This is a genomic window from Zoogloea dura, assembly GCF_012927165.1.
GTDB lineage: Bacteria > Pseudomonadota > Gammaproteobacteria > Burkholderiales > Rhodocyclaceae > Zoogloea > Zoogloea dura.
Map to the genome: position 1 here is coordinate 90,008 of NZ_JABBGA010000002.1, position 18,798 is coordinate 108,805.

The 18,798-nt window shown below is 69.4% G+C and carries 14 protein-coding genes; 2 read left to right on the plus strand and 12 right to left on the minus strand.

All coding sequences use genetic code 11. The annotated features are described in order from the left end of the window. Positions 1-14 precede the first annotated feature (14 nt). The gene (gene tssM / locus HHL15_RS03270; protein WP_169144396.1) at positions 15-3,572 is read left to right on the plus strand and encodes a type VI secretion system membrane subunit TssM; all 3,558 of its coding nucleotides are present in this window, start codon (positions 15-17) and stop codon (positions 3,570-3,572) included. Between the two features lie 45 nt (positions 3,573-3,617). After that, positions 3,618-4,292: a type VI secretion system-associated protein TagF gene (tagF, locus tag HHL15_RS03275; RefSeq protein WP_169144397.1), complete on the plus strand. Its 675-nt coding sequence runs from the start codon at positions 3,618-3,620 to the stop codon at positions 4,290-4,292. Between the two features lie 6 nt (positions 4,293-4,298). Here the strand turns inward: tagF and HHL15_RS03280 are convergent, their stop codons facing one another. Genes HHL15_RS03280 through tssH form a run of 12 tightly spaced genes read right to left on the minus strand, consistent with a single transcriptional unit; the run spans position 4,299 to position 18,793 of the window. Beyond that, on the minus strand, positions 4,299-5,087 hold the full coding sequence (locus tag HHL15_RS03280; protein WP_169144398.1) for a PP2C family protein-serine/threonine phosphatase: 789 nt from the start codon (positions 5,085-5,087) through the stop codon (positions 4,299-4,301). A gap of 2 nt (positions 5,088-5,089) precedes the next feature. Beyond that, positions 5,090-6,904, minus strand: coding sequence for a type VI secretion system-associated FHA domain protein TagH (gene tagH / locus HHL15_RS03285; RefSeq protein ID WP_169144399.1), 1,815 nt, complete (start codon positions 6,902-6,904; stop codon positions 5,090-5,092). Between the two features lie 36 nt (positions 6,905-6,940). Further along, positions 6,941-8,155, minus strand: a complete 1,215-nt coding sequence (locus HHL15_RS03290) for a hypothetical protein (RefSeq protein ID WP_169144400.1) — start codon at positions 8,153-8,155, stop codon at positions 6,941-6,943. 3 nt (positions 8,156-8,158) lie between these two features. Continuing rightward, positions 8,159-8,587, minus strand: a complete 429-nt coding sequence (locus tag HHL15_RS03295; protein WP_169144401.1) for a hypothetical protein — start codon at positions 8,585-8,587, stop codon at positions 8,159-8,161. Between the two features lie 52 nt (positions 8,588-8,639). Then, positions 8,640-9,215 (minus strand): imm11 family protein, encoded by a 576-nt coding sequence (locus HHL15_RS03300; protein WP_169144402.1) that lies wholly within the window; start codon positions 9,213-9,215, stop codon positions 8,640-8,642. 22 nt (positions 9,216-9,237) lie between these two features. Then, the gene (locus tag HHL15_RS03305; protein ID WP_169144403.1) at positions 9,238-10,140 is read right to left on the minus strand and encodes an AHH domain-containing protein; all 903 of its coding nucleotides are present in this window, start codon (positions 10,138-10,140) and stop codon (positions 9,238-9,240) included. 4 nt (positions 10,141-10,144) lie between these two features. Then, positions 10,145-10,525: a DUF4150 domain-containing protein gene (locus HHL15_RS03310; RefSeq protein ID WP_169144404.1), complete on the minus strand. Its 381-nt coding sequence runs from the start codon at positions 10,523-10,525 to the stop codon at positions 10,145-10,147. A gap of 10 nt (positions 10,526-10,535) precedes the next feature. Then, positions 10,536-11,591: a hypothetical protein gene (locus HHL15_RS03315; protein ID WP_169144405.1), complete on the minus strand. Its 1,056-nt coding sequence runs from the start codon at positions 11,589-11,591 to the stop codon at positions 10,536-10,538. Next, positions 11,588-12,607, minus strand: coding sequence for a DUF2169 family type VI secretion system accessory protein (locus HHL15_RS03320; RefSeq protein ID WP_169144406.1), 1,020 nt, complete (start codon positions 12,605-12,607; stop codon positions 11,588-11,590). Before HHL15_RS03320 ends, HHL15_RS03315 begins: the two co-directional genes overlap by 4 nt. A 5-nt stretch (positions 12,608-12,612) precedes the next feature. Continuing rightward, complete coding sequence (locus HHL15_RS03325) at positions 12,613-14,676, minus strand: type VI secretion system Vgr family protein (RefSeq protein WP_169144407.1); 2,064 nt, start codon at positions 14,674-14,676, stop codon at positions 12,613-12,615. Between the two features lie 10 nt (positions 14,677-14,686). After that, positions 14,687-16,027: a tetratricopeptide repeat protein gene (locus HHL15_RS03330; RefSeq protein WP_169144408.1), complete on the minus strand. Its 1,341-nt coding sequence runs from the start codon at positions 16,025-16,027 to the stop codon at positions 14,687-14,689. A 39-nt stretch (positions 16,028-16,066) separates the two neighbouring features. Further along, complete coding sequence (gene tssH / locus HHL15_RS03335; protein ID WP_169144409.1) at positions 16,067-18,793, minus strand: type VI secretion system ATPase TssH; 2,727 nt, start codon at positions 18,791-18,793, stop codon at positions 16,067-16,069. Positions 18,794-18,798: the final 5 nt, after the last annotated feature.

Genomic DNA, 18,798 nt, shown 5'->3' on the forward strand with positions numbered 1-18,798 from the left:
CGCTGGACACCTCCATGAAAAGCTTCTTCAAGGCCCTCCTCCACCCCGTCGCGATCACCCTCATCGGCCTCATCGCCCTGAGCCTGGTGATCTGGTACGTGGGGCCCCTCGTCGCCATCGCCGGTCACGCCCCCCTCGAATCGGAAACAGCCCGGCTGGTGCTCATCGTGCTCTGCCTGCTGGCCATCGTCGGCCACCTGGCCTACCGCAGCTGGAAGGCCCGCCGGAAGAACGCCGAACTGATCGACGGCATCGCCGGCAAGCCTGCCCAGAAGGAAGAGTCGCCGGAGCTGCAGATCCTGCGCCAGCGCTTTGCCGAAGGCACCTCCGTGCTCAAGCAGCGCCGGCTCGGCGGCGAGGCCAAGGGCGGAGCCCTGGACAAGCTGGCCGCCATGGGCTCGAGCCGCTATCTCTACGAGCTGCCCTGGTACGTCTTCATCGGCGCCCCCGGCTCCGGCAAGACCACCGCACTGATCAACTCCGGCCTGCGCTTCCCGCTGGCCGAGGGCACGGGGGGCCATCAGGTCAAGGGCGTGGGCGGCACCCGCAACTGCGACTGGTGGTTCTCCGACGAAGCGGTGCTGCTGGATACCGCCGGCCGCTACACCACCCAGGACTCCGACCGGGAGACCGACAAGGGCGCCTGGCATGAATTCCTGGCCCTGCTCAAGAAGTCCCGCCCCCGCCAGCCCCTCAACGGCGTGCTGCTGACCATCTCCCTGAGCGACCTGCTGACCCAGAACGAGGCCGCCGCCAGCGCCCACGCCGCCGCCCTGCGCGAGCGCATCCACGAGCTGTACACCGAACTCGGCGTACGCCTGCCGATCTACGTGCTGGTCACCAAGTCCGACCTGATCGCCGGCTTCCAGGAGTTCTTCGGCAACCTGGGCAAGGACGCCCGCGACCAGGTGTGGGGCACCACCCTGCCCCTGGACGACGATGCCAAGCCCCTGGCCGGCCTGGGCGCCCGCTTCGCCGGCCTCCAGGCGCGCATCGACGGCCAGCTCCTGGAGCGCCTGCAGACCGAGAGGGACCTGTCCCGGCGCGAGGCCATCGCCGCCTTCCCCCAGCAGTTCGCCGGCGCCACACGCCTGCTGGGCAGCTTCATCGAGCGGATCTTCGCGTCCTCGGGCTTCAAGCACGACGCCCTCGTACGTGGTGTGTACTTCACCAGCGGCACCCAGGAAGGCAGCCCCATCGACCGCGTGCTGGCCACCCTGGGTGGGGCGTTCAGCCTGGAGCGGCGCGTGCTTCCGCCGCAGGTCGGTTCGGGCAAGAGCTTCTTCATGACCCGCCTGCTGCGCGAAGTGATCTTCGCCGAGCAAGGCATCGGCAAGGCCAACCTCGCCTGGGAGCGCCGCCGCGGGCTGATCCGCCTGGCCGCCTTTGCGGCGGTCGGCATCGTCTCGGTGGGCCTGCTGATCGCCTGGACCCTCTCCTACATCGGCAACCGGGGCTATATCGACGAGGTGGATGCCCGCGTGGCCGAGTTGAAGCCGGTCACGGTGAAAGCCTCCGACCTGCCGCTGGATGACCTGCTCAACCTCCTGCCGGTGATCGATGCGGTCCAGGGCGTCTCCATCACCGCCGCCCGCCCCAACGGCAACACGCCCATGTCCCTGGGCTTTGGCCTCGCCCAGGACGAAAAGCTCGACGCGGCAGCCGAACAGGCCTACCGCAACCTGCTGCGGGACGCGCTGATGCCGCGCATCGCCCAGCGCATCGACACCCAGCTGCGCGACAGCTTGTCGCGCGGCAACCTGGAATTCACCTACGAGGCCCTCAAGGCCTACCTGATGCTCCAGGACCCGGCCCGCTTCAATGCCGAGGCGCTGAAGGCCTGGATCACCAGCGACTGGGAGCGGACCCTCCCCGCCGGCACCACCACCGACCAGCGCAGCGCCCTCAATCAGCACCTGGACATGCTGTTTGCCGCGGGTGCCGTCAATTCGCCGGTGGCGACCGACAGCGCCCTCGTCGCCCAGGCCCGCAACCAGCTCCTGCGCTTCTCGCTGCCGGCCCGGGTGTATAGCCGCCTCAAGCGCCAGGGCGTCGGCCAGGACATTCCCGACTTCGCCCTCGACCGGGCCGCCGGCCCCTCTGCCGCGCTGGTCTTCGTGCGCAAGAGCGGCCAGCCCCTGACCAAGGGCATCGCCGGCCTGTACACCCACGACGGCTACTACAAGGGCTTCGACCGGGAAGTCGGGCGCGTCACCAAGCAGCTCGCCGGCGAGGAGACCTGGGTGCTGGGCAGCGCCGCCGGCACCCCGCCCGACGCCGCCCGCCTCATCGAAGATGTGCGCCGGCTCTACCTGGCGGACTACATCGCGGTGTGGGACGACTACCTGCGCGACGTGACCCTGATCCGCTCCACCAGCCTGCAGCAGAGCATCCAGCAGGCACGCACCCTGTCGGCCCCGGATTCGCCCCTGCCGCGTTTCCTGAAGGCCGTGGCCAGGGAGACCTCGCTGAGCCGCAAGCCCGAGGACAAGACCGTGGTGGATGCTGCCAAGGAGAAGATCTCCGGCGCCCGCCAGGAGCTGGGCAAGATCCTCGGCTTCGACCCGGTGGCCAGCGCGCGCGGGCCCCAGGGCCCCTCCCCGGAGAGCATGGTGGACGAGCACTTCGCGCCGATCCGCAACCTGGTCGACAGCGGCGACGGCAAGACCGCCCCGATCGACGGCGTGATGTCCCTGCTCAACGAGGTCTACGTCAACCTCACCGCCACCGAGACCGCCCTGCGCGACAAGGTGGCGCCGCCGCCGGGGGGCACCGCCGCCAAGGTGAAGGCCGAAGGCGCGCGCATGCCCGAACCCCTGCGCTCGATGCTGCAGCAGATCTCCACCGCCGGTGTCAGCCAGGCCCTCAGCGCCACCCGCGAGAACTTGTCGGCCAACGTCGGTGGCCAGGTCGGCCAGTTCTGCCAGCGCGCCATCGAGGGCCGCTACCCCTTCACCAAGGGCAGCACCCGGGACGTGACCCGCGAGGACTTCGCCCGGCTGTTCGCCCCGGGCGGCATCATCGACGACTTCTTCCAGAAGAACCTGGCCCAGTACGTGGACACCTCGACCCGCCAGTGGAGCTTCAAGAAGGTCCAGGAGCAGTCCCTCGGCGATCCGGGCAGCCTGGTGCAGTTCCAGCGGGCGGCGGTCATCCGTGACGTGTTCTTCCGCAGCGGCGGCTCGCTGCGCCTCGACTTCAAGCCGCTCGAGATGGACCCCGCGCTGACCCAGATCAGCATCGACGTGGATGGCCAGCTGATCCGCTACGCCCACGGTCCACAGGTGCTCCAGTCGGTGCAGTGGCCGGGCGCCAAGGGCGGCCTCAGCGCCCGGGTGCAGGTCAATCCGCCCTCCGCCGGCGGCAACTCCGGCTTCTCCACCGAAGGCCCGTGGGCGCTGTTCCGGCTCTTCGACAAGGCCCGCATCGAAAGCCTGGGAGCGCCGGAGAAATTCCGCGTGAGCTTCGACGTGGATGGCCGCAGCGCCAGCTTCGAAGTCACCGCGGGGAGTGTCCAGAACCCCTTCCGGCTGCGCGAGCTCGCCGAGTTCCGCTGCCCGGGAGGCCTCTAGCCGCCGCGGCCGCGCTGCGCGGAACAGTCACAAAGGAGCCCGGCGATGACCGCAGGCTGGTACGGCAAGCTTCCCGCCCTGGGCGATTTCGCCCAGCGGCGGCTGGAACAGGACTTCATCACCGGCTGGGACGCCTGGCTGCAGGGGGTGATCGTCGAAAGCCAGCGCGTCCTGGGCGGCGACTGGCTGGCCACCTACCTGCGGGCGCCGGTCTGGCGCTTCGTGCTGGCGCCCGGGGTGATGGGGGCACGCAGTTGGAGCGGCATCCTGCTCCCCTCGGTGGACCGGGTCGGCCGCTACTTTCCGCTGACCGTCTGCGCACCGCTGCCGACCTTCAACTGGTCGGCACAGGAAGCCGCTGCGCTGGATGCCTGGATGAACCGCCTCGAGGACGCGGCCCGTGCCTGCCTGACCCATGACGCCACGGTGGCCGGTTTCGAAACCGCCCTGACCGCCGCCGGCAGCTTCGATCTGGAACCGCCCTCCCTGCCAGGGGCCACCATGCTGGCGTCCCTGAAGGCCCGCAGCCGGGCCTGCACGCTTCCCCGCAGCCCGGGCCAGGCCCCGGCCTTCGAGTTGCTGGCCGGCGCAGCGCTGAATGAACTCCTGGGGGGTTACAGCCTGTGGTGGGACAGCGACGGGCAGCAGGCCCGGGCTTTTGCCCATCTGCCCCCCGGCCCTGCCTTCGTGGACATGCTCCGGGCCGGGCCGGCAGCCTGACCCCGCTCAGACCACCGGATAGGGCCGGATCACCGTGGTAGTTTGGCGATCACCATAGAACACGCCCACCGCGCTGAAATTGTCGTTCTCGGCCTTGGCCACCCGTTCCACCTGGCGCGCCATGCCCACCAGCCAGTCTTCGGCCTCCACCGCCGCGTCGAGCTGGGACAGCATATAGGCCTCGTCCACGTACTCCCACCAGCCGTCGGTGCAGATCAGGAAGGCATCGCCCGGCTTCAGGCCCACCAGCGAGCTGGCCACCGACAGCTCAACGGTCTCGGCGGAGCCGATGGCCGAGGTCAGCAGGCTGCGCTGCGGATGGGTGCGGATATCCCCCACATTGCCATAGCCGGCATCGATGAAGCTCTGGACCAGGCTGTGGTCCCGGGTGCGGTAGGCGATGTCGCCATCGCGGAACAGGTAGATGCGGGTGTCCCCCGCATGCCCCCAGATCGCCGAATCGCTTGCCCGATCGACCATCAGCAGCGCCACCGTGGCATGCATGTCATCCTTGGTCACACCACTCTGCTTGGCATGGATCACCGCATCATTGGCATGGCGCAGCAGCTCGATGGCCCGGTCGGAGCTGACCGAGGGATTGGCCGCAAAGGCCTCGAGGATGCTGCTGACCACCAGCCGCGACGCGATGTCGCCGCTGCCATGCCCGCCCGCCCCGTCCGAGACGACCCAGCAGGCCGCGCTGTCATTGCTCCAGAAGCCGCAGGCATCCTCGTTGTAGCCCCTGCCACCGGGCTTCGAGAGATAGGCCGTTTCCAGCGCGATAGGCTGATCCATGCTCACTTGCCCTCGGCCTCGTCCCTGAGGCGTTCGATCTGTGCTTCATAGGCCTTCAGGAATTCCCGTCCGAAGAGGGCATCGAAATCGTCCTCGGCCTCGCGGGAGATGGCGGCATAGTGCTGCTCGTAGAGATCCCACAGGCGGGCCTTGCGGGCGCCGGGCAGCACGCTGGAGAGGAAGCCGCCACGGCTGATGCGCTGCTCCAGCACCTCGGGCTTGAAGCGCTGGATCAGGCCGCCGATGGCCGCCCGCATGCCGGCCAGGAAGCCGAACTGATGGGAGCGCAGGTCCAGGTAGGCGTCCCGCATGGCAGGCTCGGCCTTCATGAAGCCGCCGCCCTTGGGCTCGAGCATCTGGAACAGCGCGAACTCCAGGTCCGGTGCGAACTTGAGGGGGTTGTTCTCCTTGCTCACGATCATCGTCATGTCGGCACGGAACTCCCGCTTGGTCAGGGCCCGCGCCTTGAGCAGGCCCATGGTGCCGGAGACGGACTCGCGCACGACCATGCCCAGCTGCTCCATGCGCTCGGGGGTCAGGCCACCGTGCGCATAGATCGGCATGCCCAGGCCACGCTGGAAGGCCGCCAGCAGTGCCGCGGTGTTGTCCGCGGAGGCCGCAGGCGCAGGCGCGGCGGGCGCCACCGGCTCCGGCTGCGGTGCGGGGGCAGGTGCGGCCGGCGACAGGGACGGCGTAGGAGTGAGGACCACGTCGAAGGCAGGAACCCCGGCCGGCCGGGTCGGCCGGGCGCTGACGGACTGCACATCCTTGCGGCCCTCGTAGATCTCGGTCGGCGGGAACGCCGCCGGATCCCGGGCCGGCGGCGGCGCTTCTGCGGGGCCGGCGCTGTCGGACCAGGACAGGACGATGCCCGCCCCGGCCGGTGCCTGCACCGGCTGCTCGGGCGCCGGCATGGCCGGAGCGGGAGCGGCAGCAATGACAGGCGCCGGGACCACGGCCGGTTCCGGCACCGCCACCCGTTCGACCGCCGGCGGCACGGCTTGCGGCGCGACGGGTTGTGGCAGCCCGAAGTTCTCCGCCAGCAGCGGCGCATCGTCACGCACAGGATCCGGCGTCGCGGCGCGGGCGGCGCCACCAAACAGGGCCAGCGGATCATCGACGACCGGCGCCTCGCCCAGGGACGGGGCGGCATGCCCCGACAGGGAGGTACCGGCAAAGGGGTCCTTGCCACCCTCTCCGGCGCGGATGCCGAACAGCGCATCGATATCGGCCTCCGGCGGCACCGCCCCCATCACGGGAGGGCGTTGGGGTGCAACGGGCCGGGGGGCCGGCGCGAAGGGATCCGGCATGGATGCAGCCGGCACGGCCGGTGCCGGCGGCGCGGCAGCCGCCCGGAAGAACACCCCGAAGGGGTCCTCCTCGGGGGTGTTCAGGACCGGGCTCGGCGCCTGGGGTGCGAAAGGGTCAACCCCGCCGGGCGACACGCCGCCGAACAGGCCCAGCGGATCGCTCCCCACAGGTGCGGCACGCTGCGGCGCGGCTGCCGCGGCGCTGCCATCGATCTGCATCTCGTACTGGCCGACGCAGAGCCGGTCGCCTCCCGCCAGTTGCACCCGGGCGCCGCGGCCGACGGGACGGCCATTGATCAGGGTGGGATTGCTGCCCAGGTCCTCGAGCAGGAAATTGCCGCCCTCGGCCAGCACCCGGGCCTGGACCCGGGAGATATGGCGTTCGGGGTCCGGCAGCATCAGGCGGTTGCCCGCCTCGCGCCCGATGGTCCCGCCGGCAGCACCGAATTCGGCCTGGATCGGCTCCGCCAGCGGAGCCCCCTTGAAAGTGGTCACGACGATGCGCATGAGAAATGCTCGTTCAATTCAGTTGTTCAGATTGTGTCAGACCGGAGGCGGTGGCGGAATGATCCTTTGCCCCGCCAGGGCCGCCCGGGCACCAAAATCCCAGCGGGCCTGCAGGTCGATCCAGCGCTGGGCCTCGCTGCTCAGGCTGCCCTGGATGTCATGGCCCCGGCTCCAGCGCAGACCGGCCTGCCAGCGCGCACGCTGCGCGTCCCACTGTTGGCGGGCCTTGGGGAGATCCGGCAGAACGAGTTCTTCCGGGAAATCCAGCAGCAGCGGGTCGGCCTCGTCGCCGGCCGGTGAAACACCGCGGATGCCATCTGCATTCAGTCCGGTCATGCGGTTCCAGCCAAGGGTCGCCGAGGCCGCCAGCCGCGGATCGTCCGAGGCCATCCAGGCGAGCACGCTCTCGAGTGCCTGGAAAGAGCCCAGGCGTGCCGCCAGGGGGCCCCGCTCCGCGGCCGGCCGCTCAGCGATCTGCGCCAGGACGGCGTCCTGCCCGGCGGGCTGGGCCAAGGCGGCGAGCCAACCCAGCGCCCGCCCGTCCGGCGCCGCGGCGAGGTGCCGGAGCGTGTCCGGCAGCCAGGGCTGGCCCGTCCACACGGCCGCCTGCAGCACGGCATCGACGACCCGCGGATCAGGGTGGCGCAGCGCTTCGGCGTAGGGTCGCGCTTGCGGCGCCTGGCGTGTATCCAGGCACAGGGCCGCGCGCCAGGCGAGCTCGGCGACATCCGCCTGCTCGTGCAGCAGCACGCCGGCCAGCTCCGGCGCCGCGGGGTCGAGGCGGCCGTGATGGGCCAGGGCGAGAGCCGCCCAGGCCGCATGCTGTGGGCTGCCATGGGCCAGGGCTGCGCGCAGCGTGGCCTCGGTCGCCGCCAGGGGCACCAGGGTCAGCGCCTCACCGAATCCGGCCAGGGCCGGCCCCCGGGCCTTCGCAAAGGCTTCGAGCACACTCCGGACCTGCCCGCCGCCGCCACTGCGGAGCAGCGCCCAGGCGGCGGCGAACACTTCGTCCCGGTCAGTCGACGCCAGCAGCTCGGCGACCATCCCGTCCAGGGCCTCGCCGGCCACCAGGGCGCCCTGGAGATGGGCTTCCAGCCTTTCGCTGAGGTAGGCGAAGTCGCGCAGGGTCAGTGAATCCGAATACACCGACGCACGGCGGCGCTGCCACAGGTAGGCCAGCTCCTCCAGGTGGCTGAGGACCCGGGCCGGGATGAAGCGCCAGGCGCGTGCGAGGGGAGCGACCGTCGGCATCGGCTAGTTGATGGAAACACTGCCGGCCTTGATGCGCTGCAGGCCGCGGGCGCGGATCAGCACATCCTCGCCACGCAGCACGGCCTTGCCATCGGCCCGCAGATCGAGGGTGGCGTCACCGCACTTGAGGGTCAGCACCTCGGTCGCCTCGATGCACAGGCGCGCCGGCGGGGCGGGCGGGCTGTAGGGGCCGATGCGCCCCATCACCACGGCCGGATGCCCGCCGGCGGGCGGCAGCACGATGACCCAGTCGTGGGCCGCCAGCTCGATCGAGGTGCTGCCGCCCGCCTGTAGCCAGGCTGCATCCCACTCCCGGCCGTCCTGCAGGCGCACCCGGATCAGGCCGCCCTCCAGCAGGGCGGTCACTTCGGCCCGCAGGGGATGCGGGGCCACTTCATGGGGCAGGGGCAGGACACGGGCGACTTCAGGCATGGCTTACTCCAGCAGCAGGGACGGACGGCGGGCGGTGGGCGGTAGATGGGATTCAGCCGACCCAGTCCTCCGGCAGGATGAATTCAAGGGTGGTGATGCCGGCGTCGAGGATGGCCTGGCGGACCCGCCGGCTCACCACGATGCCGTTCACCGACTCGGCGAGCCGGAACATGTCGGCTGCGCCCACCTTGCGGGGATCGATGGCCAGCCCGTCGAAATCCACCGACAGCAGCGGACCGTCCGGCGCCGAATACGTTGAGCGGGACAGGTCCGCCGCGGCCACCAGGCCGATCAGGTTGAAGGCCAGCAGCTCGTCATGGCTGCGCCCGCGGGCCTGCTCGGTGACCCGGGCGGGATAGAAGTCGATGTTGGAGACACCCGCGGCACTCAGGCAGGCGGCCAGGCGGCGCGACATGAGCGGCAGGGGCACGTCGGTCAGCTCCGGCACCAGCCCCTCCTCGCCCGGCTCGACGCTCACCGGCACCGGCACGGGAGGCGGCGCCTCGAAGGGCTGGCCGATGATCCAGCTGCGCTCCTCGTCATCGGGCTCGTAGCTGTACTGGGCGTGGTCGCCCTCCTCCGGGCTGTAGCAGGCCAGCAGGTAATACGCAGCGGATGAATCGGCCATCTGGCCCTCCCCGGCTCGAGCCTCAGAGCTTGCCAATCAGTTTTCCCCAGCGGGATGTGAACACCACCGCATGCCCGCGCCGGCCCTTGAGGTAGCCGCGCATGCGCGCCGACACCCCGTTGAGGCGCTTGATCAGGCTGAAGGGCGGCGGAATGCCGTATTCGGCGATCTTCTCCTCGCGCTTGGCGCATTGGCGGCAGGCGAGTTCGTCGAGGTTCTTCTTTTTCTTGTCCTTCAGGGATGCCGCGATCTTGTTGAGCACCCCCAGCACGAACTTGTTGTAATCGACGTGGGCATCGTGGAACTGGGCGTTCACCAGGCGCGTGGCCTTGTCCACGTAGAGCCACTTGCGGTTTGCCGGATCGACCTCGTGGCGGAGGCCGTCGAGCTTGGTGCTGGAGGCGCTGCGACGGGCCGCCCGGCGGCGCACGCTGCCCTCTTCGGCATCGCCGTCCATGGCGCTCGGCGCCCCCACCCAGTCGCCTGTGCCGTTGCCCCCCACCGCGTAATTGCCCGGCAGCCAGACGCCGTTCTCGAGCCCGTTCACGTCGTAGCCGATGTCGCTCCACAGCTTGTTCGCGCCGCTGCCCTTCTGCATGAAGCGCTTGAGCTGGGTGGCCTTCTTGAGGGAGGCCTGGGCCGGGATCAGGTGATGGGCGGCGCACCACACCGGGTAGCTGTGCTCGCCGACCTTGACCTCCTTGTCGGCCTGCTCGGGATAGGGCACCGGCCTGAGCTTGCGTTTCATCGGGGCATACAGGGCGGTGCCCGTGCCGGCCTCCATGCAGTCGCCCAAGGTGCCGCCGTTGCCGACCAGCTGGTTGTTGACCTTCTCGGGGGCGGGCGCATCGTGATCGAAGGGGCAAGGCACGTCGCCGCCATCGGCGATCAGGCCGATCATCACGGATTCTGCGAGTTCCGTCATGGCCTCACCCGAGGATGTTCTTCTTGTTGTGCCAGAGGGGGTCGCCGAGGCGGCAGACATTCTTCCCGTCGAGCATCACGTTGAAGGAGTACATCAGGAACTCGCACTCCTGCTTGAAGGTGCTGCTGATCACGCCGCCCAGCGTGCCCGCCTCGTCCCCCGAACTCATCATGTACTTGGCGCCCTTCACCATCACCATCGAACCGTCTGCCTTGACGGTGGTGGTGCCGGAAATCGTGTCGGACGACTTGCCGATGTTCGGATAGGGAATGGGCACCGGCGGCGCCGACGGCACCGGCGTCTTGCACACATCGGGAAAGACCATGCTCATGCCGCCGCTGGTCTTGTGGGCAAAGCCGGCAATATTATGAACACTGCATGGCATGGATTCGACCTCAGGTGCTGCGTTCGAGGATGACCGCGGCCCGGTCTCCCCTGTCGGAAGAAGCATAGACCAAAGCCGGACCGGGTCGATAGCCCCCGGCCAGGCCGTGGCAGGCCAGCGCCGCCAGGGCCGTGCCGTGGGCCGCCCCCAGGTCGCCGAAGCACTCGGCCGGGTGCTCCATGCGGGCCTCGTCGGCAAACGCCGCCGCATTGCGGATGCGCGTCACGCCGAACTCCCGGGCCCAGTAACGCTCCCCGTTGAAGCTGCAATAGACGGTCTGCAGCGGTGCCGACAGCCCCGCCGCATCCAGGCAGGTCGACACGGTGGCCGCCAGCCCATCCCCCAGGTAGGGCTCATCGGCGTACAGATGCCCGGGCTCGAAGCCGCTGCCGGCCGCGGCGATCCGGGCGAGGATGGGCAGGCCATGGCTGCGCGCCACGGACGCCTCTGCCACCAGCAGGAAGGCCGCCCCCTCCGCGGGGCTGAAGCCATCGCTGACGGTCTCGCCACGAATGCGCCCGGCGCGGTCCAGCGCGCCCAGCACGTACAGGTCCACCAGGGAATCCAGCCCGCCCACCAGGATCATGCCGGCCTGCCCGGCCTCGATGCGCGCCACGGCCTGGGACAAGGCCATCAGGCCGCCGGCCCGCCCGCGCGGCGCGGCGATGCTGAGCGCCGGATCGAAGCAGGCGCCGGCCTGGCTGGCCAGGAGCTTGAGGAAGCGTTCGGTGTCGATCGGCTGCGTCGTGTGGTGCTCCGGCAGGCCGAGGAACAGGGGCGGCGCGGGCAGATCGGCGGGCAGGCCGGCATGCAGGTCGGCCAGGGCAACATGGGCCAGGCGCAGCATGCGGGCCTCGCGGGCCTGCAGGGGCGCCGCCGCCAGGCCTGGGGCGAGCGCCGGCAGGCCTTCGTCGGGCACCACGCCGGCGATGAAGCGCTCGAAGCGCCGGTCGCACCAGTCGATCTCCCGCAGCACCGCCAGGCGCGCCCGGGCACCGGCGGCGCTCTCCGCCAGCCCGAGGCCCGCCGGACACACCAGTCCGGCCGCGGCGATGACTGCCGTCATGATGGAATGACCTCCGCCCGCCCGGACACGTGCAGGGCACGCAGCTTGAGGAGGTGCTTGTCCACCGCCAGCTCGGCCCGCCAGACCATCTGCAGGCGGGCCATGTCCGGCTCGATGAGGACGGTGTCGAGCAGCGGCTCGGCCGCGATATGGCGCCCGGCGAAGTCGAAGGCCAGGTGCAGGTCGGGGCGCGGCAGGGTGAAGCCGACCCGCCCTCCTCCCGTCATGCCGTCCAACTCGACGCTTTCCCCGCCGACCAGGCGCTGCGGCGCGATCAGCGCGGGCGGAGCCACGTGGAAGAAGCGGGGATCGAAGTCGAGGGGCAGGTAGGGCGCGCGCGACTTCTGCCAGGCGGCGTCATAAGTGCCGGCATGCCGGGCACGCCCCAGCCAGGCCGCTGCGACGGGCGCCATGCCGGCCGGCTCGGGCCGCTCATGGGGGTGGCGCAGCAGGGCCTCGGGGTCCTCGATGCAGGGCAGCGGCAGGCCGGCCGGATCCGTGTCCCAGCTGGCGACAAAGCCGCGCCCCACCGGGTTGCGCAGCTCGGCTTCGGGCGGATGATCGGGATGGGCCCGGGACTGCCCGCCAAAGGCCAGCTCCCAGCGCAGCGGCAGGCGCTCGAAGGGCTTGGGGGCGCTCGGCCGCCAGCCTTCGCCTTCGCGCTGCCAGACGCGCTCGCCAAAGACGCGCAGGCGCCGGCTGAGCGTGCCGACGCGCAGGGCCACCTCCATGGACTGCACCGGCCCGGCGGGCGCCACCGCGCGGCCGAGCAGCAGCACGTCGGTAGACGGCTTGAGCAGGGTCAGGTCGGCCGCCGCGCGCAGGGAGCTGCTGGCCGGATCGCCCCAATACACATCGCTGGCGAGGAACATGGCCTGGCTGGCTGCGACCTGCGGCACGCCGGTGGACAGGTCGTAGCTGACCTTCACCGCGGCATAGGCGCACTCGACCCCGCCCGGCGAGGGGAACACCGCCAGCGTGGCAGGATAGGGCGTGGTGTTGAGGACCTGGAGCATGGGACTCAGTTGCCGGCGATCTTGGAGCCCTTGATGACCACATCGCCCGACGCCTTGACGCTCACCTTGCCACTGCCCTTGATGGAGATATCCCGCCCCTGGATGGTGATGGTGCCGTCCTTCTTGAGGGTGAGCGAGGCATCGCCGGTCTTGAAGGTGATGGAGTCGGCAGCTTCCAGGTAGTAGTTCTTGCCCACCTGGACCCGTCCGTCCTTGCCCACCGTGACGGACTGGTTCTCGCCGATGCTGAGGGTGACGTTCTTGCCGACCGTCTCGGACAGGTTGGCACCGATATCCACGTGCTCGTCCGCCCCCACGCTGCGGTTGCGGCGCCCGCCCACATCGTGGCTTTCGTTGGCGCCGACCGTGATGCTGCGGTTGGAGCCCACCGCGGTGCTGGCATCCGCGCCCACCGTCAGGTCACGATTGACGCCGATGGTGATGGACTCATTGTTCTGCACCGACTCCGTGCGATCGTGGCCTACCGACACCGTCTCGTCATGGCCGACGGTCTTGGACCGGTCGGCGCCGATGGAGCGGGTCTCGCAGTTCTCGATGACACCATCGAAATTGCGTTCGGCGTGGACATAGACCTGCTCCTCGCCCTTCTTGTCCTCGAAGCGGAGCTCGTTGAAGTTGTCGGGGGATCCGCCCTTCGTGGAGCGGGTCTTGATGCCGGTCTGGGTCATGTTGGCCGGCAGGGCATAGGGCGGCATCTGCTCCGCGTTATAGACCCGGCCGGTGATGATGGGCCGGTCCGGGTTGCCCTCGAGGAAGTCCACGATGACCTCCTGGCCGATCCGCGGCAGAGCGACCATGCCCCAGTTCTTACCGGCCCAGGGGTGGGACACGCGCACCCAGCAGGAGGCGTTTTCGTCCTTGCGGCCGAGGCGGTCCCAGTGGAACTGGACCTTCACCCGCCCGTACTTGTCGGTGTAGATCTCCTCGCCGGCCGGCCCCACCACCACGGCGGTCTGCGGCCCGCGCACGGTCGCCCGGGGCGTCCGGCGCTCCGGCCGGAAGACCTCGCTGGTCGGCATCACGGTGAAGCGGCAGCTGTGGCTGGAGCCCTGCCCGGTGCCGGTCTCATGGCCGCCATGGAGCAGCTCGTACTCGGCCGACATGATCAGGTATTCCCGGTTCTGGTCGTCGCGGGGATGCTCCTTGAGCGTGAAGGTGGCGCCGCTGGCGATCTCCACCACACCGCTGCGCCCCTCCATCACCTCGTAGGGGACGCGCAGGGCCTCCAGGCGGGTCTTGACGTAGCGTTCGCCATCCGCCGTGCGGAGATAATCGCCCGGGTAGTCGTAGACCTCGAACTTCGCCCCTCCGTCGCTGGAGGACACCTTGCTGGACTTCTTGAGGTCCAGCGAAGGCCTCTCGAAGTCGTAGTCATCTAGCTCTGTCATGCCGGTGCGGATCTCGCGGGCGCTCATCCACTCGCCAATGGTCTTGTTCTCGGCGCGGCCCCGCCCGCCCTCGGGCAGGAAGCGGATGGAGGCGTGCCCGGGAACCGGCTTGTGGGCGCTGATGGAGTCGCACAGCACCACCGTATGCTTGCCCGGCGCGTGCTTGAGGAAATGGTAGATGCCCTCGGTTTCCAGCAACCGGCTGACGAAATCGAAATCGCTTTCCCGGTACTGGACGCAGTATTCGAGGGGCGGATAGCTGCCGGTCAGGCGGAAGTCGAAGCTGGCATCGGGATACTTGCCGAAGATCTCGCGGACGATGTCGGGCACCGACTTGTTCTGGAAGATCCGGCAGTCCGCGCTGCGCGTCAACAGCCACAGCCAGGCATGGGCCACGATGCGATAGCGGAAATAGCGCCCTTCCACGCCCACCAGGCCGAAGCGCGTCACGCAGGCATTGAAATGCCGCGGCCCGGCCTCCAGGCCGTTGTGGATCACCGTCACGCCCTGCCCGAGGATGTCCTTGGGCAGCAGGGTCTCCTTGGCGGACAGCACGGTGATGTCGTATTCCGCCAGGCGCCCCAGCTCTTCGCGGGCACGCATGGTCTCGAAGCGCACGGCATCCCCGAACGGGGATGTGATCTCCATCAGTTGTTCCATGACATGTCCCTCACGGCTTGCGTGCCACCACGACCAGCCCATTCACGGACTTGCCGCCCTCGGTGCGCAGGCTGTCCCCGCCTGCCTCCAGCACGGCAAGCCCGGCCGCCCGGATCACCTCCTCGACATGCCCGCGGGTGTGGCTGTAGCGGCCATGGGGATTGATGCGGAAGCCGTCGGGCGCGTCGCCCTCCTCCGCCCGCTCGACGGTGAACACCAGCAGCCCGTCCGCCTTCAGCGCCCCCGCGGCGGCGGCCACGACCCGCCGCAGGTCGCCGAAATAGCACAGGGTATCGGCGGACATGATCACGTCCCACACTGCACCCTGGCCAAGCAGGAATCCGGTGAGCTCGGCCTTGGCAAGCTCGGTGTAAACGCCCTTGCTGGCAGCCAGCTCGAGCATGCCGCCGGAAAGATCGACCCCCGCCAGGCGGGCGCACCAGGGGGCGACCAGGGGGCCGCACAGGCCGGTGCCGCAGCCGGCATCGAGCAGGTCCAGGCCACGCCGCGTACCCGCCTGGCGGGCCAACGCCGCCGCGCAGAGCTGGGGTGCCTGGTAAGACAGCTTGTGGTTCAGCTGTTCCTCGAAACTCGAGGCGAAGCGGTCGAAGGTGTACTCCACGTAGTCGTCGGCCGCCCGCTCCGGCACGCCCTGACCCGAGCAGGCGGCGTACATGTGGCGCGCCACCGGATGGTCAGGTGCCAATTCGACCCATTGGCGGAACACCTCGGCCGCTTCCTCGTGACGGCCAAGGGAGTAGTAGGTCAGGCCGAGCAGCTTGTGCGCCTCCGGATTGCCTGGAATCCGGCTGATGGATTGACAGAAGTAATGGATGGCTTCCGCCGTCTGCCCCAGGGCTTCATGCAGCAGGCCCATGTTGTTGTAGGCCCGGACATTGTCCGGATCGAGCTGCATGGCGCGCTGGAAGCTGGCCGCGGCCTCTTCGAAGCGCTTCTCGGCCTTGAGCAAGGCGCCGTGGTTGTTGTGCAGGTTGGCGTCGTCCGGGGCGAGCTGGATGGCACGCCCGTAGCAGGCGGTGGCCTCCGCCAGTTGCCCGCTCTGCATGTGGATATTGCCGAGATTGTTGTGGAAGCCCGGAAAATCCGGCACCAGCTCGATCGCCCGCCGGATCGAGGCGATGCCCTCGGCGCTGCGGCCGCGCTCATGACACAGCACACCGAGGAAATGATGGGCGTCCGCCAGTTCGGGGGCGGCTTCGATGATGCGCCGGTACAAGGCCTCGGCCCCCTCGTAGGCCTTCTCGCGGTGCAGCTTGAGGGCCAGACCCAGGGCCTCCCCCAGGCTCAGCTCGGTGGGGGTGTCCCGCTCGTTCTGGATGTCGTCGCTCATGGCTTTAGCCGCTCGGGCACAAGGAGGCGCGTGACGCGCTCATTCAAAGGCATAGCTGAAGCCACCGTCCGCCACCCCGATCCGGACGGCTGCCACCGGGTGGCCTTCCATGCTGCGGGTCAGGAACTCGCGGCTCAGGTCGGGCAACAGGGTGTTGGTGAGGATGGCGTCGATCATGCGGCCACCGGACTCGCTCTCGGTGCAGCGCGACACCACCAGCCGGCGCACCTCGTCGGTGTAGTCGAAGGGGATCTTGTAGCGCGCCTCGACCCGGGCCTTGATGCGATTGAGCTGCAAGCTGACGATGCGCCCGAGCATCTCGTCCGACAGGGGGTAATACGGAATCACCACCAGACGGCCGAGCAGGGCCGGCGGGAAGATCTTGAGCAGCGGCTCGCGCAGGCTCTTGGCCAGGCCATCGGGTTCGGGCATCAGTTCCGGATCACGGCACATGGACGAGATCAGCTCGGTGCCGGCGTTGGTGGTGAGCAGGATCAGGGTGTTCTTGAAGTCGATGAAGCGCCCTTCCCCGTCTTCCATGAAGCCCTTGTCGAAGACCTGGAAGAAGATCTCATGCACGTCCGGGTGGGCCTTTTCAACCTCGTCCAGCAGCACCACCGAATAGGGCTTGCGGCGTACCGCCTCGGTGAGGACACCGCCCTCGCCGTAGCCCACGTAGCCCGGCGGCGCGCCCTTGAGGGTGGAGACGGTGTGGGCCTCCTGGTACTCGCTCATGTTGATGGTGATCAGGTTCTGTTCGCCACCGTACAAGGCCTCGGCCAGGGTCAGCGCGGTCTCGGTCTTGCCGACCCCTGAGGTGCCGGCCAGCATGAAGACGCCGATCGGCTTGCTCGGGTTGTCGAGCCCGGCGCGGGAGGTCTGGATGCGCTTGGCGATCATCTCCATGGCGTGATCCTGGCCGACCACCCGTTCGCCCAGCGCAGAGGCCAGCTTGAGGATGGTCTCGACTTCGTTGCGGGCCATCCGCCCGACCGGGATCCCGGTCCAGTCGCCGACCACGCTGGCGGTGGCCTGGTAGTCGACGGTGGCAAGGATCAGCGGGCTCTCGCCCTGCACCTCGGCCAGGGCCGTCTGGACTTCGCCGAGCCGCGCCAGCAGGGTGGCGCGCTCCGCCTCGTCGGGCGCGCCGGCCTGGGCCGCCGGATCGCTGCCGGCGACTTCACCGGCCGCCGCCTCGAGGGCGCTGCCGGTGCCCTCGACCGGCTGGGCGCCCCCCCGCAGGCGGGCGCGCAGGGCCAGCAGCTCGTCCACCAGCGCCTTCTCGCGCTTCCAGCGCGCTTCAAGCTCTTCCAGGCGCGCCCGCTCGGCTTCGAGGGCGACATTCACCTCGGCCTCGCGCTGGGCCACTTCGATGCCCACCGCCTTCTCGCGGCCGATGATCTGCTCCTCGGTTTCGAGGGCCTCGATGCGCTTGCGGCAATCGTCCACCTCGGCCGGCGTGGCATGCAGGCTGACCGCCACCCGGGCACAGGCCGTGTCGAGCAGGCTGACCGACTTGTCGGGTAGCTGGCGGGCCGGGATGTAGCGATGGGACAGGCGCACCGCCGCCTCGAGGGCCTCGTCGAGGATCTGCACCTTGTGGTGCTTCTCCATGGTCGAGGCGACCCCGCGCATCATCAGGATGGCGCGGCGCTCGTCCGGCTCGTCCACCTGCACGGCCTGGAAGCGCCGGGTCAGGGCCGGGTCCTTCTCGATGTACTTCTTGTACTCCGCCCAGGTGGTGGCGCCGATGGTCCGCAGCTGGCCGCGGGCCAGGGCCGGCTTGAGCAGGTTGGCCGCATCGCCCGTCCCGGCGGCGCCCCCTGCACCCACCAGGGTATGGGTCTCGTCGATGAACAGGATGATGGCCTTGGGGCTGGCCTGGACCTCGTCGATCACCGCCCGCAGGCGCTGCTCGAACTCACCCTTCATGCTGGCGCCGGCCTGCAGCAGGCCGACGTCGAGGGCCCGCAGCTCCACATCCTTGAGGGACGGCGGCACATCGCCGCGCACGATGCGCTGGGCAAAGCCCTCCACCACGGCGGTCTTGCCCACGCCGGCCTCGCCGACCAGGATGGGGTTGTTCTGGCGGCGCCGCATCAGGATGTCGATGAGCTGGCGGATCTCCTCGTCGCGCCCGACGATGGGATCCATCCTGGCCTCCCGCGCCTGGGCGGTGAGGTCGGTGGTGAAGCGCTTGAGGGCCTCCTGCTTGCCCATCGAGGCCGGCGCCAGGGCATCGCTGGCCTCGCCGGGCTGGCCGGAACTGCCGGACACCGACAGGGCCTCTTCGGCGGACGAGGCCACGATGGCGGCGAACTCATCGGCCAGGGTGTCGGCCCGGATCCGCTCGAACTGCCGGGAAATGCCCAGCAGCACGTTGAACAGGCGGGGCGTCTTGAGCGCCCCGACGATCAGGTGGCCGGTGCGGATGGCACCTTCGCCGTACATCAGCGAACCGTAGACCCAGCCGCGTTCGGAGATGTCCATGACGTGTTCGGAGAGGTCCGAAATGGCGGTCGCGCCCCGCGGCAACCTGTCCAGCGCCGCAGTGATGTCGGCCGACAGGCGCGACGCATCGATCTCGAAATGGCGCACGATGCAGTGGATGTCGGTGTTGTCCGCCTGCACGATCTGGGCGATCCAGTGCGCCAGCTCCACGTAGGGATTGCCCCGCAGCTTGCAGAACACGGTGGCACCCTCGATGGCCTTGTAGGCCACGCTGTTGAGTTTGCCAAATAGCGCAACACGACTGATCTCGCTCATACCGA